The 20,792-nt window shown below is 46.1% G+C and carries 18 protein-coding genes and 1 pseudogene; 11 read left to right on the forward strand and 8 right to left on the reverse strand.

Going from position 1 to position 20,792, the window contains the following annotated elements; all coding sequences use genetic code 11:
• Positions 1–477 precede the first annotated feature (477 nt).
• The 5 genes from KIV40_RS21840 to pdxY all read left to right on the forward strand — a co-directional run bounded on the left by KIV40_RS21840 (position 478) and on the right by pdxY (position 6,198).
• On the forward strand, positions 478–924 hold the full coding sequence (locus tag KIV40_RS21840; protein WP_045371638.1) for a helix-turn-helix transcriptional regulator: 447 nt from the start codon (positions 478–480) through the stop codon (positions 922–924).
• A gap of 432 nt (positions 925–1,356) precedes the next feature.
• Entirely contained in the window at positions 1,357–3,537 is a 2,181-nt protein-coding gene (gene speF / locus KIV40_RS21845; protein ID WP_005429232.1) for an ornithine decarboxylase SpeF, read from the forward strand.
• A 65-nt stretch (positions 3,538–3,602) separates the two neighbouring features.
• Positions 3,603–4,913 carry a putrescine-ornithine antiporter gene (gene potE / locus KIV40_RS21850; RefSeq protein WP_005429234.1) on the forward strand — a complete coding sequence of 437 codons (1,311 nt, stop codon included), beginning with the start codon at positions 3,603–3,605 and terminating at the stop codon, positions 4,911–4,913.
• A 125-nt stretch (positions 4,914–5,038) separates the two neighbouring features.
• Positions 5,039–5,221, forward strand: a complete 183-nt coding sequence (locus KIV40_RS21855) for an AbrB/MazE/SpoVT family DNA-binding domain-containing protein (RefSeq protein ID WP_285351295.1) — start codon at positions 5,039–5,041, stop codon at positions 5,219–5,221.
• Between the two features lie 107 nt (positions 5,222–5,328).
• Positions 5,329–6,198, forward strand: coding sequence for a pyridoxal kinase PdxY (gene pdxY / locus KIV40_RS21860; protein ID WP_285351297.1), 870 nt, complete (start codon positions 5,329–5,331; stop codon positions 6,196–6,198).
• An 83-nt stretch (positions 6,199–6,281) separates the two neighbouring features.
• Here the strand turns inward: pdxY and KIV40_RS21865 are convergent.
• The 8 genes and pseudogenes from KIV40_RS21865 to KIV40_RS21900 all read right to left on the reverse strand — a co-directional run bounded on the left by KIV40_RS21865 (position 6,282) and on the right by KIV40_RS21900 (position 13,241).
• A pseudogene (locus KIV40_RS21865) lies at positions 6,282–6,765 on the reverse strand (type IV pilin).
• A 267-nt stretch (positions 6,766–7,032) separates the two neighbouring features.
• Positions 7,033–8,250, reverse strand: a complete 1,218-nt coding sequence (gene sstT, locus KIV40_RS21870) for a serine/threonine transporter SstT (protein WP_285351312.1) — start codon at positions 8,248–8,250, stop codon at positions 7,033–7,035.
• Positions 8,251–8,614: 364 nt separating this feature from the next.
• Entirely contained in the window at positions 8,615–9,691 is a 1,077-nt protein-coding gene (gene rsgA / locus KIV40_RS21875; RefSeq protein ID WP_285351301.1) for a ribosome small subunit-dependent GTPase A, read from the reverse strand.
• Between the two features lie 259 nt (positions 9,692–9,950).
• The gene (locus KIV40_RS21880; protein ID WP_285351303.1) at positions 9,951–10,259 is read right to left on the reverse strand and encodes a PTS glucose/sucrose transporter subunit IIB; all 309 of its coding nucleotides are present in this window, start codon (positions 10,257–10,259) and stop codon (positions 9,951–9,953) included.
• A gap of 190 nt (positions 10,260–10,449) precedes the next feature.
• Positions 10,450–10,917, reverse strand: a complete 468-nt coding sequence (locus KIV40_RS21885; protein WP_285351304.1) for a copper chaperone PCu(A)C — start codon at positions 10,915–10,917, stop codon at positions 10,450–10,452.
• The gene (locus KIV40_RS21890) at positions 10,907–11,521 is read right to left on the reverse strand and encodes an SCO family protein (RefSeq protein WP_005532504.1); all 615 of its coding nucleotides are present in this window, start codon (positions 11,519–11,521) and stop codon (positions 10,907–10,909) included. Before KIV40_RS21890 ends, KIV40_RS21885 begins: the two co-directional genes overlap by 11 nt.
• Before the next feature lie 9 nt (positions 11,522–11,530).
• Positions 11,531–11,956, reverse strand: coding sequence for a hypothetical protein (locus tag KIV40_RS21895; protein WP_285351306.1), 426 nt, complete (start codon positions 11,954–11,956; stop codon positions 11,531–11,533).
• Positions 11,957–12,344: 388 nt separating this feature from the next.
• A complete protein-coding gene (locus KIV40_RS21900) occupies positions 12,345–13,241 on the reverse strand; it encodes a LysR family transcriptional regulator (RefSeq protein ID WP_285351308.1) in 897 nt (298 codons plus the stop codon).
• 155 nt (positions 13,242–13,396) lie between these two features.
• On the opposite strand from KIV40_RS21900, the gene KIV40_RS21905 reads away from it, so the two are divergent.
• The 6 genes from KIV40_RS21905 (at position 13,397) to KIV40_RS21930 (ending at position 20,735) form a co-directional block, all read left to right on the forward strand.
• Positions 13,397–13,795 (forward strand): RidA family protein, encoded by a 399-nt coding sequence (locus tag KIV40_RS21905; RefSeq protein WP_285351309.1) that lies wholly within the window; start codon positions 13,397–13,399, stop codon positions 13,793–13,795.
• A gap of 93 nt (positions 13,796–13,888) precedes the next feature.
• The gene (locus KIV40_RS21910; protein WP_012129149.1) at positions 13,889–15,349 is read left to right on the forward strand and encodes an aldehyde dehydrogenase family protein; all 1,461 of its coding nucleotides are present in this window, start codon (positions 13,889–13,891) and stop codon (positions 15,347–15,349) included.
• A gap of 67 nt (positions 15,350–15,416) precedes the next feature.
• Positions 15,417–16,406 (forward strand): membrane dipeptidase, encoded by a 990-nt coding sequence (locus KIV40_RS21915; RefSeq protein WP_012129150.1) that lies wholly within the window; start codon positions 15,417–15,419, stop codon positions 16,404–16,406.
• A 146-nt stretch (positions 16,407–16,552) separates the two neighbouring features.
• Positions 16,553–18,121, forward strand: a complete 1,569-nt coding sequence (locus tag KIV40_RS21920; RefSeq protein WP_375164877.1) for a BCCT family transporter — start codon at positions 16,553–16,555, stop codon at positions 18,119–18,121.
• Positions 18,122–18,270: 149 nt separating this feature from the next.
• Entirely contained in the window at positions 18,271–20,004 is a 1,734-nt protein-coding gene (locus KIV40_RS21925) for a hypothetical protein (RefSeq protein WP_285351311.1), read from the forward strand.
• Positions 20,004–20,735 (forward strand): DUF3726 domain-containing protein, encoded by a 732-nt coding sequence (locus tag KIV40_RS21930; RefSeq protein ID WP_012129155.1) that lies wholly within the window; start codon positions 20,004–20,006, stop codon positions 20,733–20,735. Before KIV40_RS21925 ends, KIV40_RS21930 begins: the two co-directional genes overlap by 1 nt.
• The last annotated feature ends 57 nt before the right edge of the window (positions 20,736–20,792 follow it).

Raw genomic sequence — 20,792 nt, forward strand, 5'->3', positions numbered from 1 at the left:
AGGCTTTTTTATCACTCAAATTCTTCTTTATTCTATTGTGTGCATAGTTGTTGGGTGTTCTTTATGCAAAGCTTCAACAGAATTTTATCTACCACCAACCTATCCTTATATAAATCTATAAATAGAGGGAAATCCCCCCCCCTTGCTGCAAATACATGAATTAAGCTCCAATCCGTTATTATTGATTAGCTCATACTATAGCTATGAAAATAATTTGTTAGCTTAAATTATGTTTTTCTAATGAAACTCATTACTTTAACTAATATTTGGTATTAAGTTTTATATTACTAAATCTTAATTTCTATTTTTGGTTTCAATTAGTGTCTGTTGATCTTTAACCAAATTAAGCGCAATATACCCAAAAATAAAAATAGCGCACACTCTGCGTATAAATACAGTAAGAAGCAACCTATTATTATCCTTTTCAACATAAAGGGGCAACGTCATGCTCTTTTTATGTCCATTAGAGATTTGTGTATGTTGAGAATCATTAGTGCAGATAAGTTCATCTCTTCAAGGTTTATCTTGGAATACAGCAAAGTGGAATTTGCATCTTTGTTGGGTGTTTCCGTTGCTAAGATAACCAATATAGAGAATGGCAAAACATCGATTCCCCCGGTGTACGATTACGCCATCAATCACTTGCTCAGTGAGCACCCGTTTAAAGACAGTGCGATGGATGCCTTGTGTTCCCATGAAACGCTTAACTTCGCTCGCCGTGTCGATGTAAACAGTAAGGTGCAACGCTTGTCGTGTAAGCGCTGTGACAGCCGAAGGTTACATGTCATGGCTGGCATGAGTGGCCTGTACTTTGTCGAATGTATGGACTGTAAGCACACCATGTACTCGTCTGGAATCGCGGTGAAACGGTATCAATTGTGGTCGAATAATGGCGTTAAACTCGATAGCCATTTGTTTGATTAAACTGGCTCTCGCTGCTATCAAAGTAAAATCACCAAAGTAAAAAGCCATCAGCAGAAATGTTGATGGCTTTTTGTTTGTGGTTTATAACTTGTTAAATATAAGCGTATTTATTGTGTTTTTTATTGCTAATAAATCAATCTAGTTAAATATAGAGTGATGAAAATCGCAAAATTTTATTTTCTTTTGATTCCTTTTTTAATAATAACTGGTGAGGTCACATAATTCTTCACCTGAATTCAATTTAAACCAAAATTCAATATCATTGGCTTATCGAAAGGAAAGTGATAAAGATCGCGAAATTTTATTTCGAGAAAATAAGAGTTTTAATTATGAACGAATAATCACGAAATTTGTTTTTTGAATTTTAAATATTAATTTCACTTGTAATATCTGTGCTTGTCGTCTTTACAGAACAAATAAGAGATATTTCAAATGAAACGTTTAATTATCGGTGTTAGTAATTACATGCCAGAAGACTTCAGTTTATTATCTGAATCTTTGGATGAGCAATTTAACCGAACTTTAAAACCACTTGAGCACGTCGAATTAACCGACGTTGGCGCTGCAATTATTACTTCTGCAGATATTAAGGCTGGTCTACACAAAATTATTTCTGAAACGGGTTATGGCATTCCGGTTTTCTTAGTAACAGATGAAAACCCAGTTTCAGCAGAAGATTACGTATGGTTAACCGGCGTTATCGATTTGGAAAGACAGTCAATTGAATACTACGGTCGCCAAATCAATGAGGCTGTCACCAAATACGAATGTCGCTTACTTCCACCGTTCTTCAAACAATTGACTCACTACGTGGAAATGGGCAACTCTGCATTCGACTGTCCAGGACACCAAGGCGGTCAGTTCTTCAAAAAACACCCAGCAGGTAAACAGTTCTACGATTTCTTCGGTGAAAACCTATTCCGTAGTGACTTGTGTAACGCGGACGTTGATTTAGGTGACTTGCTGATCCACGAAGGTTCTGCTCACCAAGCTCAAGCGCACGCAGCAAAAGTGTTCAACTCAGACAAAACCTACTTCGTACTCAACGGTACTTCGGCTTCAAACAAAGTGGTTTGTAACGCGCTAGTGACCGAGGGTGACTTGGTGATGTTTGACCGTAACAACCACAAATCAAACCACCATGGCGCATTGATCCAAGCGGGAGGTATGCCAGTTTACCTAGAAACGGCACGTAACCCTTGGGGCTTTATCGGTGGTATGGATGAGCACTGTTTTGATGAAGAATACATCCGTGCTCAAATCGCAAAAGTGTCACCAGAGCGTGCTCGTGATGAACGCCCATTCCGTCTTGCGATCATCCAATTGGGTACTTACGACGGTACCATCTACAACGCACGTTACGTGATGGATAAGATTGGTCATCTATGTGATTACATCCTATTTGACTCGGCATGGGTGGGCTACGAGCAGTTCATTCCTATGATGAAAGACTGTTCTCCGCTGCTACTGGATCTGAAACCAGAAGATGCGGGTGTGATCGTGACTCAGTCTGTTCACAAACAACAAGCTGGCTTCTCTCAAACCTCGCAGATCCACAAAAAAGACCACCACATCAAAGGTCAGGCTCGCTACTGTAACCACAAACGCTTCAACAACGCGTTTATGATGCACGCGTCAACTTCACCATTCTACGCGCTGTTCTCAGCATTGGATGTGAACGCGAAGATCCACGATGGTGAAGCGGGTCTGCGCCTATGGCGTGATGCGGTTAAGACAGGTATCGAAGCACGTAAAGAAATCCTGAAAAGCTGTGAGCTGATTCGTCCGTTCATTCCTGACCAAGTGGATGGTCAACCATGGGGCAGTTACGACACCGATCTTATCGCAACCAATAAGAAGTTCTTCATGTTCGAGCCAGACGCAAGCTGGCATAAATTTGAAGGTTACGGCGAAGGTCAGTACTTCGTTGACCCATGTAAATTGCTACTCACCACAGCAGGAATTGCTGAAGATGGTAGCTACGCAGACTTTGGTATTCCTGCAACGTTATTGGCTAACTTCCTACGTGAGAACGGCATCATCCCTGAGAAGTGTGACTTGAACTCTATCTTGTTCCTTCTCACTCCAGCAGAGGACATGGGTAAGATCCGTCATCTTGTGGCGCAAATTAACCGCTTCGAAAAATTCATTCGTGATGACGCGCCGCTAAACATCGTGCTTCCTCGCGTTTACGAGGCGAATAAAGAGCGCTACCGCGGCTACACCATCCGTCAGCTATGTCAGGAAATGCATGACATGTACAAAGAGCTGAACGTGAAACAGCTACAAAAAGCGATGTTCCGTAGCGAATACTTCCCAACTATGGTGCACAAACCAGATGTGGCAACACGCAAATACTTCCGCGGCGAGTGTGATTACTTGCCTCTGAAAGAAGCGGTAGGTCGTGTCGCAGCAGAAGGTGCGCTTCCTTACCCTCCAGGCATTATCTGTGTGATCACGGGCGAAATCTGGACTCAACAAGTGGTCGATTACTTCTTATCTCTAGAAGAAGGCATCAACCGATTCCCAGGCTTCGCACCAGAGATTCAAGGTGTGTACCTAGAAGACGTCAATGGCCGCACCACCGCCCATTGCTACGCCCTTAAAGATTAATCTACCCCGTTCGCATCGTGACTTGGTTGTTGCGGTGCGAACCGTTTATTCGTGGAGAATAATTTATGAGTACTGAAACCAAAAAAATGTCGGTGGTGCAGCTAACCATTCTGACATTCATTAACATGGCTGGCTCGGGCATCATTATGCTGCCAAGTAAGCTGGCGCAAGTGGGCACGATTTCGATTCTATCTTGGCTGATTACTGCGGCGGGTTCATTGGCTCTTGCCTATGTATTTGCGAAGTGTGGTCGCTTTAGTAAACGTGATGGTGGTATGAACGGCTATGCGTCGTACGCGTTTGGTAAATCGGGTGCGTTTATGGCGGGTTGGACCTACGGCTTGTCACTGTTGATTGCCAACATCGCGATTGCGATTACCTGTGTCGGTTATGGCTCGGCTTTCTTCGAAGTGACTTTGTCGCCAGTCGAGACCTGTCTGTACACCATCGCTATCCTTTGGATTTGTACCTTCGCTAACTTTGGTGGTGCGAAGATCACCGGTCAAATCGGCTCGTTTACAGTCTGGGGTGTTATCCTTCCTGTGTGTTCTTTGGGTATTGTTGGTTGGTTCTACTTTAGCCCAACCATGTACGTAGAAGCGTGGAACCCACACCACCTGCCATTTGGTGAAGCAGTAAGTGCGTCAATCGCAATGACACTTTGGGCGTTCCTAGGTCTTGAGTCTGCTTGTGCGAACTCAGAAGCAGTAGAAAATCCAGAGAAGAACGTACCAATCGCAGTATTGGGCGGTACGCTGATTGCAGCAGTGGTTTACATTGTTTCAACCAACATCTGCTCTGGTATCGTAGCGAACTCTGAACTTGCTGCTTCTACAGCGCCATTCTCAACAGTATGGACAGTGATGCTAGGTTCTACGGCGGGTAAAGTGGTTGCGGGCATGGCGGTTCTTGCTTGTGCAGGTTCACTACTGGGTTGGCAGTTCACTATCGCGTCCGTATTCAAATCATCTTCAGACGCAGGCTTCTTCCCGAAACTGTTCTCACAAGTTGATAAACGCGGTACACCAATCAAAGGCATGGTGGCAATTACGGTTATCCAGTCGGTGCTTTCTTTGATGACTATATCACCAACATTGAACGAGCAATTTGAAGCGCTAGTTAACCTAGCCGTGGTGACGAACGTTATTCCTTACATTCTATGTATGGGCGCAATCTTCATCATGCAGCAAGTGGCGCATGTGCCTGAGCGCGAGATGAAAACCACGAATATCATTGCGCTAGTCGGTTCTCTCTACAGCTTCTACGCGTTGTACGGTTCTGGCTACGAAGCCATGATGTGGGGTTCTATCGTTACCTTCCTAGGTTGGAGTGCTTACGGTTTGATCGCTGCGAAGCATGAACCACTCGCGAACTAAGTTTTCAATCGAGCCTTCCCATACGCGGTGTGGAAGGCTCTTTTGTTTTTTATCCATTCAGTAAGTAAAGGAAACAGCACCACTCACAACGTGAAAACTCATTTTCGACAATTGGGGGACGAAAGATGATTAGCCAACCTGTTAAAATCGGTGACGATACCGTCGTAGTCATTCCAAGCGTGATCCTGAATGAACTCGGGATAAGGGAAGGGGACACCCTCGAAATTGCGCTCAATAAAGACAAAATGGAAATTAAGAAAATGGTACTGAAAACCAGCTCTCCAAGCGATTCCAGCGAAGAAGGCTAGAATTGAGTTAGAGAATCTTGGTTTGTCGGATACACTACTGGTTTCGCAAATCTGGCGCTCGCCGCTGTCTTTGAACTATTGATAACAACAAGAAGAGGTCTGGTACTATGCAAGGTATCCTCTCTATACAATCTCATGTTTCTTTTGGCCACGCTGGTAACAGCAGTGCCGTTTTCCCAATGCAACGCATGGGTTTCGAAGTGTGGCCTATTCACACGGTTCAATTTTCTAACCACACCCAGTATCAAGAAGGCTGGACGGGTCGTGCGTTTTCGGCTGATGACATCAGCGAATTAGTTCGTGGTCTTGGCAACATTGGCGCGCTAGAGAAGTGCCAAGCGGTTCTGACTGGCTACCAAGGCAGTGCTGAGCAATGTCTGGCAGTAGAAGATACGGTTACTAAAGTTAAAAAAGCGAATCCAGAAGCGCTTTACGTGTGTGACCCAGTGATGGGCGCGCCAGACAAAGGCTGTATTGTTGCGCCGGGTATCGCAGAAAACTTGTTGAATCGTCTAATGCCAATGGCGGATGTGATCGTGCCTAACCAGTTCGAGCTAAGCCAATTTGCAGAGATGGAAATTCACACGTTGGATGACGCAATCAACGCTTGTCAGCGTGCGCTAGCAAAAGGTCCTAAAGTGGTGTTGGTGAAGCACCTTTACTGCCTGTCAGATGACAGCTTCAATATGCTACTTGCGACACCAGAAGGCACTTACCTAGCGAAGCGTCCTCATTTTGAATTTGCTAAAGCACCCGTAGGCGCTGGCGATTTGATTTCGGCGATTTTCACCGCTGGTCTATTGAAAGGTTGGACACCAAAACAAGCGTCCCAACACTGCCACGATGCTTGCTATGGCGTACTTAACGCGACTTACCAAGCGGGCGAATGGGAACTGCAAACCATCGCAGCACAGCAAGAGTTCGTTGAGCCTAGCGCGCACTTCCCATTGGAAGAAGTGACACTCAGCCAAGCGTAATTTCAGGCTGTAAGCAGTAAAAAGGGAGCACTTAGCTCCCTTTTTGATTTCTATAGACTGTTCTACACAGCGTTAAGTCTGCCCTAACAGCGAGAGGTATCAACCTTAAAGCTGTGTCCATCCGCGCCTTTGCCATCCATTCGGTAGTAGGCGTAGCAATTGCCAGCCATGAGCGCTTCTGGTGATTCGTCATTGCCATACCCAACCATGGAGTATTGGTTGTTCTCGATGAAGACTAAATCTGTCTGTTTCATCTCATCGGTAATGGTTAGGTTATCGAAGAAGCTGACTTGCTCACCGCACTCACTTTGGGTTTCTGGGTAGCCATTGTAAAACTCTTGATACCCAACAGCAGTTAAGACGCACTGGTCGGCCCCGTGGTCTTGCTTAAAAGCTTTCGCATTCTGATTGAGAATAGAGACGTGATACTGCATGTCGGCGAAGATCACTTGAATGGCGGCTGTGCGAGCATCAGAAGTACGTTGCTTGGAGTGATAAACTTAAGCCTCCGAGCATTACAGCCGTTAACAGCCATTCTTTTGACGAGAATCCAGACAACAATCTCATTGGTTTTTTACCCTATGTACAACTCAACCATACGCATAACAGGGCGGGATTCTACGCATCGATTTTCGAAAAGTTAAGGGCAAGTTGCGTATTTCAGAAAATCCTGACGCAAAGTTGAAGTATGATCAAAGTATGAGTAGAGGAGCATATTGCTCCTCTTGCATTTAGAATTCGTTTGGTGTGGCGGTATTAATTGGCATTTACACAAAAAAGGGGAGCCTCGTTGGCTCCCCTTTCTATTTTTTACATATTACAGATGCTTAAGCCTTACTGAGCTTTCTTCTGTTCTGATTTGCAAACAGCGGCAGTGAAGATAACGTCTGTTGAGCTGTTTAGCGCTGTTTCAGCCGAGTCTTGAATCACACCGATGATAAAGCCAACCGCTACAACCTGCATTGCTACGTCGTTTGAGATACCAAACAGACCACACGCCAGTGGGATAAGCAGTAGAGAGCCACCTGCAACACCAGATGCGCCGCACGCTGATACCGCTGCAACAACACTTAGTAGTACTGCCGTCATTAGATCAACTTCGATACCCATAGTGTGTACTGCTGCTAGCGTTAGGGTTGTGATAGTGATTGCTGCACCTGCCATATTGATAGTTGCACCTAGTGGGATAGACACTGAGTACGTATCTTCGTCTAGGTCTAGCTTCTTACATAGGTTCATGTTCACTGGAATGTTCGCAGCACTTGAACGAGTGAAGAATGCTGTTACGCCACTTTCACGTAGACATTGGAACACCAATGGGTATGGGTTTTCTTTGGTTTTGAAGTACACGATCGCTGGGTTAACTACTAGCGCGATGATCATCATTGAGCCTAGTAGTACCGCTAGGAGGTGAGCGTAGCTTGCTAGTGCGCAGAAGCCTGTTGTAGCAAACGTTGATGCAACCAAACCAAAGATACCGAAAGGCGCAAGACGAATGATGAAGCGAACAATGTGAGAAACACTGTGGCTTAGATCTTCGAATACCGCTTTTGTGGTTGCTGATGCGTGGTGAAGTGCAAGACCCAGACCCACGCCCCAAGCAAGAATACCGATGTAGTTAGCTTCTACTAGCGCGTTTACTGGGTTATCAACCAGTTTGAACAGCAAGGTTTGTAGAACTTCTGCGATACCTTGTGGTGGCGTTGCACCTTCAGCGCCTGTTACTAGCGTTAGATTGGTCGGGAAAAGGAAGCTTAGTAACACTGCGGTTAATGCTGCAAAGAAAGTGCCCGCTAGGTAAAGAACTACGATTGGACGCATGTAAGTGTGTTGGTTTTTCTTTTGGTTCGCGATAGACGCAGCAACCAAGATGAATACCAATATTGGAGCAATCGCTTTTAGCGCACCTACAAATAGACTACCCAGCATACCAACGCTTTCAGCGTGGCTTGGTGAGATCGTTGCAAGCAAGATACCAAAGACGATACCGACAAGGATTTGGAGAACGAGGTTACCGCGAGCGTATCGGGCAACGAGACTGTTGTGTTGCATTTGCATACATCATTCCTGCAATTTTTTGCCTCAGCAACAGCGCAAATTCAGTCATCACACGGCGTAATATTCCCTTGCGTTAAGGGGGCTGAATCTTGTTATTGCGTTGCTAAGACGTCCTGATTATCAATTATCCTGTATTTATAAATTCAGCTATTTTCTTGCTGAATATCACATATCTTAGCTTGGTAATATTTTGTGTCTAGTTTTAGTTTGTTCTTAGTTTAAATGTTTGCTCAATGTTATCGTTATTGGTCTTTTGTGTTGCTTTGTATGGCAAAGTATGAATGATGATTTTTCAGTAAGTTATTAAAAAAGGAGGCGTTAGCCTCCTTTGTTCTATTGATTACGTACTGATAACAAACTAGTAACCTTGTTGTCGTTTGCGCTTTTCGCCGACCACGCTACGTACCATTTTGCCAAACTGTTTGTTCTGCGCTCGCTGTTTTGCAAGTGTTGCACCGTTATGAGCTTGCTCGCGTAATAACTTTTGATAGTTAGTAAAGCGGCGCGACTCCAATGAACCACCTTCAATCGCGGCTTGAACCGCACATCCAGGTTCGGTTTGATGTTGGCAATCATTGAATTGGCAGTTTTCTGCTAGCGCTTCAATATCAGCAAAGGTTTCGCTGACCCCTGTTTCACTATCGGCCAACTGGATCTCACGCATTCCTGGTGTATCCATGAGGATTGCACCAGAGGGCAGTAGATGGATTGAACGAGAGGTCGTAGTGTGTCGACCTTTGCTGTCATCTTCACGAATACCACCTGTCGCTTGTTCTTGCTCGCCAAGTAGAGTGTTCACCAAGGTGGACTTTCCTACTCCTGAAGAGCCGATGAACGCGACGGTTTGACCTTCGCCGCACCAACTCATCAACGTAGCAACGCTCGATTCGTCCAGACCATTCACGCTTTTCACCATAAGCAGCGGATCGAGTTTTTGTACTTGAGCCTTGAGTTCGTCAGCATCGTCGCATAAGTCTGCTTTCGTCAGCACAATAACAGGCTCGACGTCGGCTTCATTAACGAGTGATAAGTAACGTTCAATGCGGCTCAGGTTAAAGTCGTGGTTGAGTGAACAAACGATAAATACTGTGTCTATGTTGGCGGCGATAAGCTGCTCAGCGACCTTGCTACCTGCGGCTTTACGGCTAAATAAGCTGCGACGCTCGAGTAAAAGAGAGAACTGCTGTTGGTGGTTTAATATTACCCAATCGCCAACGGTCATGCTGGGTAGTGATGTTTGGATAGGTAAGTGAGTTTCACCTTGCTCGCTAACCACAACATAACCACTACGATGGTGAGCAATCACTCGAGCGAAAAGCGTGTTCTCGTAATCGTCTAACGTCAGTTGTTGTTGAAAAAATGGTTTCCAACCTAATCGCTTTAATGGGTTAGGCTGAGTTAGTAGTGTTTCACAAAAAGAATGTGTTTTATTCATTGTTGAATTATCCCTGACGCAACAAAGCGCCTTAATACAAGTCGCATTAGGGTCTAATTCGCATAGAGCTGACCCCGGTGAAAACCGGGCAAAGAAGGGAGGAGTTTGTGGCTCAGCCACGAGAAAAAAGTTGGACGTTTACCCTTTCACTGCCCAGTTAGTGTTATTCATTACAATCATCATATTTCCTCTTAGTTGGTGAGTTAACGGCCGGAGTATAGCGGCTGTGATTCGATTCTTACAACTCCTTTGCGCTTTTTTAGAGCGATACGTGCTTTATTCGACGTTCTTCCATCTCTTGTGAATAGGTGTTGGCTTTTACGCCGTAGATGATTTGAATATGCCGCTCATCGATGATCACCACGCCATGTGCCCCATGTGCTTTCAATGCTTTTTGATTCACGATAGAGGTGTCTTTTAGAGTTAGGCGTAATCTTGTCGCGCAAGCACCGGTTTCCACCAAATTCTCCATGCCACCGATAGCGTTAATGATAGTATCGACGTCTTGTACTAGATTTGGATTCACGTGCGTCAGCATTTTGAAGACGCGAGAAAGGGCTTTTAACATGGCGAGAAACTCGTTTGGCAGCAAAGCCTTGTTTATATCTCAGCGGTGGCTGCTTCGCGCTGATTTAGGACATAAAACTTTGCATTGATTACTCTGTAAGATGGTTTTTGATAGCTGTTTAGGGAAAAGATAGAGGAATAAAAAAGCTCCTCACGTTGGAGGAGCTTTGAATTGATTTTCCGATCAACAATTAATGGTGATGTTCGTGCTTTTTCATTCCCGCCATGACTTTTTTGACCGGTGCGGTAAAGCTTTGCTTTTGACCGTTGTCGTAAGTCACAGTGACTTCGATGTCGTCGCCTTCATTAAGCGGCTTTTTAAGGTCGAATAGCATGATATGCAGGCTGCCCGGTTTTAGCTCGGTAGTCTCTTTTGCCGCTAGCGTGATGTGGTCTATTTGACGCATCTTCATCACATCGCCTTCTTTAATCACATCATGTAGCTCGACTTTGCCTGCCGCTGGGGTTTCCGCTGCAACGATATTGATGTCTTCTTGGCTTCGGTTAGCAAAGGTCACAAACACAGCGCTAGTGACCGCACCTGGCGCCATAGCTCGTGCATACGGCTCATGTGGCATCACGTTGAGATTTGCTTGCGCCAAAGGGCTTAGAAGTAGGGCGGAGAGTGCCAACGTTTTGATTGCGTGCTTAGCTTTCATTGGTTTTTCCTTCTGCAGTCAGTTTGGTTATTGCCTCGACAATTGGCGCAGGCGTTAAGGTATGCGGCACTTTTGTGATAAGTGTGCCGTCAGGCTTCAAGAAATAGAAGTAAGAGCTGTGGTCGAGTGTGTATTTCAGCTCCGAGCCTTCAAGCTCTGTTTTACGGAAAATGACACCGTACTTATGAGCAAGTGGGGTGGTCACATCAAGTGGCGCTGACAGACCTTCAATCATTGGGTGGAAGTAATGGGCGTACTTAGCGGATGCATCTGCTTCGTCGCGTTCCGGATCAAGTGAGATGAACATCGGACGCAACTGTGCTTTTTGTGCATCGTCGATTTGGTTGAGAGCGCCGGCTAGCATGGCTAATGAGGTTGGGCACACATCTGGGCAGCGCGTAAAGCCAAAGTAAACAATACGAATTCGATCATCACTAGTGTCGAAGATATCGACAGGTTTATCGCCTTCGCCAAACAGCACGCTTTGTTCGGTAGCGACTTGTTGCGGTTTTTTCTCTACCTCTTTTTGGCCGTCTAGATACGTTTTAGTACCAAAGCCGAGAACGAAAGCAACCACGAGAAAAAGAGACCAGTTACGGCTCATAGTTATTCCTTATCTTTGCATTTTGAGGGCTGGGTAGATGGTGTCTTTACCGTCGGAAAGCTCACCAACCCACGTCATTGAATCTTGTGTACAAACGGGCAATGTCACATCGCCCACAAATTTACCCGGCGCCACTTTCTTCAGCATGAATTTTGGCTCGCCCATTTCCATTTCTCGACCAACCAAACTTAATACGAGCTGATCGGCTTCGCTGTCTTGCCATTCGACTTCGAGCTGAGCTGGGATCAGAGGTTGAGCAGTATCGACGCTAAGCGTCATCGCAACATCATGTTGGATGCAAGATTCAGTAGAGAGGAAACAGTATTCATCGAGCGACTTAGGCTCGGGCGCTGAAGAGAAGTTTTTGAACAGGGTAGGCGCGTAAAAGCCAGCAACCAGTGCAACGGCTATCCCTGCGATTTGTAACACTTTCATTAAGATTCAGTATTTATCACTTAACATTGCCAGCATCCTAGCACAGATGGGATGTAGGAAAACTCGTAACTTCAACAAATTGTGCACTATACCCAAGTAACCTCGAGATGCTGGTTCAGCGAAAATGATTTGGTTTGTAGACGCGGCGGCGATTTAAAGGTTTGGTGGGTCTAAATCAAGAATCGACAACAAAGTATACAAGCCAAATCCCTTACTATTTGCAAAGAGGGCCCTTTGGGAGCGTGTCATTGACTCGCTTTTCTATTTAAACCAATGGCTGCGTCAAACAACTTGGAAATAGCTGGCTATTACGCTGCGTTGTTTTCTTTGCCCTCGAATCAATGACAACGCTCTGAATCCTGCATCTTGAAGTCACTTGGGTATATGCTTATGCGGATTCTACTTCTTCTTGGTAGTTCAAGTAATGAATGCACAAATCATGAAACGCTTTTGCCTGAGGGGAGATGGTTCTGTCCGTCAGAGTAAAGATGCCAACCTGTCTTTCCAAAGGTGGATCGATCAGCGGAATCCAAACCAGTCGAGTTTCGTTGGTCGGGAACGCTAACTTAGGCAAGGTAGTGACGCCAATACCGAGCTCCAGAACAGAGAACAAAGACGTGATGTTCTCAACGGAATATAAAGCCTGTTCACTTAGCGCGCGTGCAGGCGTCGGATCGAGTAGAGTACACGTGCCGTTTCGAATAAAGGGCTGTTCTAATAAGGTCTGCCACTCAATACCCTCGGGGTGTTGGGCAATAGGGTTGTCCTTCAAACATACCACGCCAATTGGGTCGGAGATCAATGGAGTAAACTCAATACCGCCTTCATCTAAATGTGATGGGTTTCCTAACGCTAAATCGACCTCGCCTGATAAAAGACGGGCTTCGACTCCTGCTGCGTTATCATCAATTAGGCTGACCTCGACGTTAGGGTATTGTTCACAAAATGCGCCCAAAACACTTGGAATGAGCTTAGCAGCAACAGAAGGGACACTGGCAATTCGCACTCGACCTTGTTGTCCAGCAGCGGCTGCTTTTAAGTCGTTGTTCAGTGCGTGATAGATATTAAGAAACTGGATGATCTTGGGTAAGCAGATTTCACCAAAGGGCGTGAGTTTAGATTTATTGCCCGTTTCAAACAGCGTTTGACCGAGGTTTTTTTCCAGTTCTTTGATCGACGTTGACAGCGCAGCTTGAGAGCGGTTTGCTCTATGTGAAGCCGCCCTAAAACCGCCTTCCTCGACCACCATCACAAAATGCTTTAATTGTTGAAGTTTGATACTCATCGCGAAACCCCTGCAATCCCTTTATTTATTGGAACCTTCATAAGATGATAGATTTTTCTTATCAAATGTAAAAAATTTACCGTTCGATTTATCGCCTGTCAATGTGCAGTATTTAACTATCTTGAAACAAGGTTGTTACAAAGGTTGAAAGGCACGTGAATACTTCTACGAAAAAATACCCAGTCAAAACGGCACTATTTGCTTCTAAAGCACCACTAGAGTGGGCCATCGTCAACAATGGCACGTTATACACGGCGCAAATCCCAATCGATGATACGAGCGCGGTCGTGGAAGGTGGCATCGAAGCGCAAACACGCCAAACCTTTAATAATCTCATTCACACCTTTGAGTGCGCGGGCGAGTCGCTTGATTCAGTTCTACAAGTGCTGATCTACGTGACGGATCGCGAGTATCTAAAAACGGTAAATCAAGTGTATGCGGAATACTTTGAAGCGCCTTATCCAAACCGCGCAGCCATGGTTGTCGCAGGTCTTGCCCGTGAAGAAATGCTGGTCGAGTTTGTGGTTTACGCCTCAGCGAACCAGCCAGAGTAAAGAACAAAAACACACAGCCAAGTTTGGCGTATTAAGTGAGATGAATGAGCTGGTGGAAGACCACTAGACGTCAGGAAGAACAAGGACAGAGCAATGACTTTTATCAATAATGTTCAAGCAGAAAAATCCCTCTACATTGCCGGTGAATGGCAATCTGGCATCAACACGATTGCAAACATCAACCCTTCAGACATCAGTGAAAATTTAGGCGACTTTGCTCAGGCGAGCGAAGCGCAAGTCGAACAAGCGATTCAGGCCGCGAAAATTGCTCAGCCAGAATGGGAAAAAACACCAATTGAGCGTAAACAAGCAGTATTACAAGCGATTGGTGATGAGTTGATTGCTCGTTGTGACGAGCTTGGTACATTGCTTTCACGCGAAGAAGGCAAACCATTTGCAGAAGGTCGAGGCGAAATCTACCGAGCTGGACAATTCTTCCAATATTTTGCGGCTGAAGTGCTGCGTCAAATTGGCGATAACGCTGCTTCTGTCCGTCCAGGGGTTTCCGTTGAGGTTACTCGTGAAGCTGTAGGTGTTATCGCCATCATTTCTCCTTGGAATTTCCCAACTGCGACTGCTGCTTGGAAAATCGCGCCAGCCCTTGCGTTTGGTAACAGTGTGGTTTGGAAGCCAGCGAACTTAACACCAGCAAGTGCCGTTGCACTGACTGAGATTATCCATCGACAAGGCTTACCAGCAGGTACATTTAACCTAGTGTTGGGCAGTGGTTCGCAAATGGGCAACACCCTAATTAATTCGAAAGACGTAAACGGTGTGAGCTTTACTGGGTCTGTTGATACGGGTCGTAAAGTCGCAGCAGCGACAGCGCCAAACTTCGTTCGCTGTCAGTTAGAAATGGGCAGTAAGAACGCACTTGTGGTTGCCGATGATGCCGATATTCAAATCGCTGTTGAAGCGACGATTGCAGGTTCTTTCTCTGGCGCAGGTCAGAAGTGTACGGCTTCATCTCGTTTAGTGGTGATGGATGGTATTCACGATGCGTACGTTGAAGCACTGATCAAACGAATGAGTGAGCTTAAAGTTGGCCACGCATTAGAAGAAGGCATCTTCATGGGACCAGTGGTGGATGGCAACCAGTTGGAAGCGAACTTCGATTGGATCGAGAAGGCACGTCAAAGTGGTGCAGAGTTGGCATTCGGTGGCGAGCGATTAAACCTGAAACATGAAGGCTTCTACATGTCGCCAACTCTGTTCCTTAACACGCAAAACAGCTGGGAAGTGAACCAAGAAGAAGTGTTCGCACCGATGGCAAGTGTGATTCGAGTTTCTGATTTGGATGAAGCCATTGCCGTGGCGAACGATACTCGCTTTGGTTTGACGGGCGGCATCATCACACAAAGCCTTCGTAACTGCGCCATCTTCAAACAGCAGGTACAAACAGGTTGTGTGATGGTCAACCTACCAACCGCAGGAACGGATTACCACGTACCGTTTGGCGGTCGTAAAGAGTCGAGCTTTGGTCCACGCGAGCAAGGTCAGTATGCGAAAGAGTTCTACACCGTGGTGAAAACCGCTTATCAACGTCCTTACTAAGTGAAATAGGGCAGCCGAGGATTACGCTGCCCAACCTTAAAGGCTCATTAACGTTTAAGGAGTGGTTATGTACCAACAACGGATTGTGATTGATGGATTGCAGTACTGCAATTGGGATAGAGAGTACTTTCAGACACTAAAAGCCAGCGGCATCACCGCTGTTCATGCAACGATCGTTTATCACGAAAATGCACGAGAAACGTTAACCCGCTTTGCTGAATGGAATCTTCGCTTCGAGCAAAACGCAGACCTCATCATGCCAATTTATTCTATGGCCGATGTCGAGAAAGCGAAGGCAGAAGGAAAAGTAGGGGTCTTCTTTGGTGCGCAAAACTGTTCTCCAATTGATGATGAAATTGGCCTGATTGAAGTCATGCGTCGCCAAGGTTTGTTGATCATGCAGCTGACCTACAACAACCAAAGCTTGTTGGCGACAGGCTGCTATGAGCAGAACGACTCTGGTGTCACGCGCTTTGGTAAACAGGCCATCGAAGAGATGAACCGTGTTGGGATGATCATCGACATGTCACACAGTGCAGAGCGCTCGACATTGGAAGCGATTGATCTTTCTTCCCGCCCTATTTGCATCAGCCACGCAAACCCAACGTTTGCCCATGACGCTCTGCGTAATAAATCTAACAACGTTATCAAAGCACTGACGGAACGCGGTGGTTTGATTGGCTTTAGTTTGTACCCGTTCCACCTGCCAAATGGCAGCCAATGCACGCTTGATGATTTTTGCCAAATGGTCGCCAAAACGGCTGATTTGTTTGGTGTGGATCATCTGGGTATTGGCAGTGATCTTTGCTTGAACCAGCCACAGCAAGTCCTTGAATGGATGCGTAATGGCCGTTGGTCGAAAGCGATGGATTATGGTGAAGGTTCGGCAAGTAATTCTGGTTGGCCCGATGCACTGCCTTGGTTTAGCGGTAGCAAGGGTATGGAGAATATTTACAACGGCTTAATGCGTCATGGGTTCAGCGAATCTGAGGCAGGAAAAATACTGGGTGAGAACTGGTTTAACTTTTTGAAAGAAGGGCTGGAGGCCAAGTTATAAGTTGTAACCCGAACAAGGAATAGCCCGCCACCAATACAATAATAAGGCGGGCGTTAAAGTCACTTTTTGTAGCCGTTAAGGCAGCTGCAATAAACCTCTGGAGTCAGAGCATGTCTGATCTAACCAATAGCATGAAAGCTTCTACGATGAGCGTGTCATCAAAGAAGCCACAAGCAAAACACAACGACATTTCAGCAACAGAAAACTCACCGGATAAGCTGGGGCTCAGTAACCCAGCACTTTGGTACAGTGGCGGCTTTATCGCACTTTTCGTGGCCATTGCGCTTTATGATGGCGAACTGTTATCTACATTGGTAAACACAGGATTTGTATGGGCGGTGAAAGTCTTCGGTCCATATTGGCAACTACTACTTCTTCTCACTTTTCTTATTGGTCTTGGCTTGGCTGTAGGGCGAACAGGTAAGGTGATTTTAGGTGGTACAACCAAGCCTGAAATGGACGGTTTTCGCTGGATGGCGATCATCTTCTGTACCTTACTCGCCGGTGGTGGCGTGTTTTGGGCGGCAGCAGAACCAATCGCACATTATGTCAGCCCACCACCTTTGTATGGTGCACAAGATAATCCACAGCAGGGCGCAGTAAATGCATTATCGCAGTCTTTCATGCACTGGGGTTTTCTTGCTTGGGCCATCGTTGGTAGCTTAACGTCTATTGTGGTAATGCATCTACATTACGACAAAGGCTTACCACTCAAGCCGCGAATTCTGCTCTACCCAGTATTGGGTGAGCGTGCACTGAAGGGCCAAATCGGCGCCTTGATTGATGCGTGCTGCATCATCGCGGTAGCGGCAGGCACTATTGGTCCAATCGGCTTTTTAGGTCTACAGGTTAGCTACGCGTTAAACGCTTTGTTTGATATTCCTGATGGGTTCACGACACAGCTGATCATTATTCTCTTTGCCATCGTACTTTACACCGTCTCTGCGCTAAGTGGCCTGAACCGTGGCATGCAAATGTTGAGTCGTTACAACGTCATCTTGGCGATTGCCCTAATGGCTTACATCCTGCTATTCGGTCCAACAGACTTTATTTTCAATGGTTACATTCAAGGCGTGGGCACCATGTTGGATAACTTCATCCCTATGGCGAGCTACCGCGGTGATGAAGGTTGGTTGAGCTGGTGGACTGTATTCTTCTGGGGTTGGTTCCTAGGCTATGGGCCAATGATGGCCATCTTTATTGCTCGTATTTCACGTGGCCGTAGCATTCGCCAAATCATTACAACCATCAGTGTTGTTGCACCATTGACGACCTGCTTTTGGTTCACGATTGTGGGTGGTTCAGGTCTGGCGTTTGAAATCGCGAACCCTGGCAGCGTGAGTTCGGCGTTTGAAGGCTTTAACTTGCCGGGAGCGCTGCTGGCCGTAACGCAACAACTGCCAATGCCGATGTTAGTTTCTATTTCGTTCCTAGTGTTAACGACCATTTTCATTGTGACCACAGGGGACTCGATGACTTACACCATCAGTGTCGTGGTCAGTGGTGAAACAGAGCCAAATGCCATCATTCGTACGTTCTGGGGTGTGGCGATGGGTGTTGTCGCGCTGATTCTGATTTCGCTTGGCTCGGGCGGTATTTCTGCTTTGCAATCCTTCATTGTGATCACGGCAGTGCCAGTCTCGTTAATCTTGTTGCCGTCACTATGGAATGCACCGCAGATCGCCATCAAGATGGCAAAAGAGCAGGGGTTATAAGTCGCTAGAAAGCGATAACCAACGGTTTAGAAACCGTACTTTAGAAACAATGCTTTAAAAAAACAATAACGTGGAGCTTGTGCGGGTTATAACCCTCCTACACCCGCACAAGTCTATATTCTTACAATAAAAAATAGGTGGTGAGCAAAATGGATGCACATCGTTCTACTTACACTGAAACAACGCTTCGCGACGCTGCTACTGTGATGGCGCCAGATAGGCTAGGGGCTATGCACCAAAACCGAATCAGCTTTGTGAGAAGTTTGATTCGAAAGATGGCAAGACAAGAATGGCAAGTCAGTAAACATGAATGGCAATTGTGCCCACGTGGTTTTGGTCATGTAATTTATAAACTTGAGACGCCAGAGCATGTATATCACTTGGTTGTATTTTGCGATGAGATTGGCGATGAAGAACGCAATGATCGCGTTATCGCCGAGAAATGGGACGTCACCTTTGCACTTGTGAAAGGGGATGTCCATGTCGAGCTCTTAGAACAGCTAAGAGCCAATGTGCCCTTGCAAGAAGTAGGGCGTAACACTAACAACGTACTTGTTCTTGCTCGTGCGAACAAAAGTGTCCGCGTGTTTGAACATCTCGTTGCTGCATTGGCAAAAGGTGAGCAACCAGATCCTACTGAACTTGCAGAGGTTGGCTACATACTGAGAACGACAGCCGTATACGGAAACGGCAAGTTTGGTATAGCCGATTTTAAGCTGTTAGAGAACAATCCTGATTTCAATCAATCCTTCAGTGCGCAAATGTGTGCGGTGTACATGCTTAGAGAGTTCAGCCTTGATTGGGTGCACTATCTAGCTCAGCAACAAGGTGGAGACAAAGCCATTGCTTTACACAAAGGGCTTCAACGTTACCTAGGTGTGGGGAATGCAACAGGATTAGGTATGGCGCCTTATCTTATCAACCACCCTTGCATTGTTGATCAATGGATGACGTCACGTGAGCGTGCTATTGCTCAAGTATTGTCGATGCCTTGTGAGATCCAGCAAGAAGCGCCACTGACAGCGTTGTTGGCAAAAGCGCAGCGTCATTTAGAGCAGGTGATCACCATTAATGAACATCAAGACCAACTGAACCAGAAAGCGATAGAAGACATTCAGGCGCTGCAAACTAACTTGAATGCCTTGATGGCGAAACACGTGAACTGGGCAAGCTTGCTCAAACAAACCACAACAATGAGTTTGGAAGCCCAAGAAATCCTAACTTCATGTTTGATCGAGCTTTACCCGTCTTTGGTTGATGAATTTGAAAACCAAATGAACACCGATGAATCTTTGTCTATTTCTGGCGGAAAAAGCCTCCAAGATGTTTCGCAAATACTAGAGAGCAAATACCGTTGGTCGATTGATGTGGACTATTCGTTACCAGAGAACAACTATTGGTTCTGGTATCGCTCCCAAGATAAAGAGGAGCCGAGGTTAGGTGTTCGTGGAGAGGAGATTGGTGAAGAACGTGAGCTGCCGCTGGATATTGGGCGGCAAGTAAACCGACTCTACCATGCTCTACAAACGTGTCAGCCAGACACATCGTTAGCAGAGTTCTTGTTGCAACACCCGCAGTATCGTGCAATCACTCGTCGTGTGTGGACGCTTGGTAATAGAGAGATGGGTGATATCCAAATGAACGTACTTCGTAAGGGTGCCCTGCCAATGCACTTGCTGCGCTGTAAGCTAGCGATGTTTGGCGCTACCAAGTTCGACCCGAGGTCTGATCGCTGGGTGCGCGTGACTTTCTTCCAAGGTGCCCCACTTTGGGATGAAATCAACGAGCCTGAGTATACCGATAGTTGGATCTTCCCAACTATGCCTGAGTGTGAAGACATCGCGCGAAGCGACAATCAAAAAATCGATGGGGGTTTTGCATAATGATCGTTTCTCACAATGAGCTGGTGGCTGCGGTAAACAAAGCCTTCCTAGGGATGTGTCGTCACTGTGGTGAAGCGGATGTTATTGCTAACATGGTTGCGGACCTACAAATGGTTGGTTTACACGGTGTACGTCACTTTAACAACGCCAGTCTGTTCCTTAGTCTCGATTCGGACTGCGCAGTCACCATTGCTTGCAACACAGACTCGTCCATTGAAGTGGACTTACACAATGGTAGTGTTGCATGTCATTTACCAGCGGTGTTGGACTTTGCGTTAGAAAAGATGGTGAAGAGTAAGTCAGTCACCGTTACGTTAAAACAATGCCACAACCGTTGGCTAGCATTTAGTGAGTTAGCTCGATTGTCTGCCAAGGGGATTGCCTGTCGTGCGCAATGGGTGAATGGTACTAGTCCAAAACGCACCTTATATGTGTTAAATCGAGGTCACATTGCACCAGAAGTCTTCTTTTCCGATGTGATAGAAGGGTACGGTACGGATTACCACAACATGATCATAGAACTCTCCACCAACGATTTTAACCTTGATGCGAGTTCGCAGGGCTACGCTATTCATATCGAAGGTGAAGAGCTAAGCCGTGCACAAAAGGCATCATGGGAAGAGGGTATATTTGTGGAGGATGCGGAGTGGGAAACCTTAAAACAGACCGCCACCGTGTTCCTTGTCGAGAATAGTGAGCGTTCTATTCAAGGTGCTGGTGAATTAGCTTGATACCGATCCTTTGACGAAAATACTAAGAGGCTGCCTTTAGGTCTGTCTCTTGATCAC

The sequence above is a fragment of the Vibrio sp. D173a genome, assembly GCF_030248475.1.

Bases quoted from the DNA above. Each gene is read 5' to 3' on its own strand.
- KIV40_RS21890 (WP_005532504.1), bottom strand. From the start codon at position 11,521: ATGAGCCGTAACTGGTCTCTTTTTCTCGTGGTTGCTTTCGTTCTCGGC.
- KIV40_RS21895 (WP_285351306.1), bottom strand. From the start codon at position 11,956: ATGAAAGTGTTACAAATCGCAGGGATAGCCGTTGCACTGGTTGCTGGC.
- KIV40_RS21880 (WP_285351303.1), bottom strand. From the start codon at position 10,259: ATGTTAAAAGCCCTTTCTCGCGTCTTCAAAATGCTGACGCACGTGAAT.
- KIV40_RS21910 (WP_012129149.1), top strand. From the start codon at position 13,889: ATGACTTTTATCAATAATGTTCAAGCAGAAAAATCCCTCTACATTGCC.
- pdxY (WP_285351297.1), top strand. From the start codon at position 5,329: ATGCAAGGTATCCTCTCTATACAATCTCATGTTTCTTTTGGCCACGCT.
- KIV40_RS21840 (WP_045371638.1), top strand. From the start codon at position 478: ATGTTGAGAATCATTAGTGCAGATAAGTTCATCTCTTCAAGGTTTATC.
- sstT (WP_285351312.1), bottom strand. From the start codon at position 8,250: ATGCAACACAACAGTCTCGTTGCCCGATACGCTCGCGGTAACCTCGTT.
- KIV40_RS21915 (WP_012129150.1), top strand. From the start codon at position 15,417: ATGTACCAACAACGGATTGTGATTGATGGATTGCAGTACTGCAATTGG.
- potE (WP_005429234.1), top strand. From the start codon at position 3,603: ATGAGTACTGAAACCAAAAAAATGTCGGTGGTGCAGCTAACCATTCTG.
- KIV40_RS21930 (WP_012129155.1), top strand. From the start codon at position 20,004: ATGATCGTTTCTCACAATGAGCTGGTGGCTGCGGTAAACAAAGCCTTC.
- rsgA (WP_285351301.1), bottom strand. From the start codon at position 9,691: ATGAATAAAACACATTCTTTTTGTGAAACACTACTAACTCAGCCTAAC.
- KIV40_RS21885 (WP_285351304.1), bottom strand. From the start codon at position 10,917: ATGAAAGCTAAGCACGCAATCAAAACGTTGGCACTCTCCGCCCTACTT.
- KIV40_RS21925 (WP_285351311.1), top strand. From the start codon at position 18,271: ATGGATGCACATCGTTCTACTTACACTGAAACAACGCTTCGCGACGCT.
- KIV40_RS21900 (WP_285351308.1), bottom strand. From the start codon at position 13,241: ATGAGTATCAAACTTCAACAATTAAAGCATTTTGTGATGGTGGTCGAG.
- KIV40_RS21855 (WP_285351295.1), top strand. From the start codon at position 5,039: ATGATTAGCCAACCTGTTAAAATCGGTGACGATACCGTCGTAGTCATT.
- KIV40_RS21920 (WP_375164877.1), top strand. From the start codon at position 16,553: ATGAGCGTGTCATCAAAGAAGCCACAAGCAAAACACAACGACATTTCA.
- speF (WP_005429232.1), top strand. From the start codon at position 1,357: ATGAAACGTTTAATTATCGGTGTTAGTAATTACATGCCAGAAGACTTC.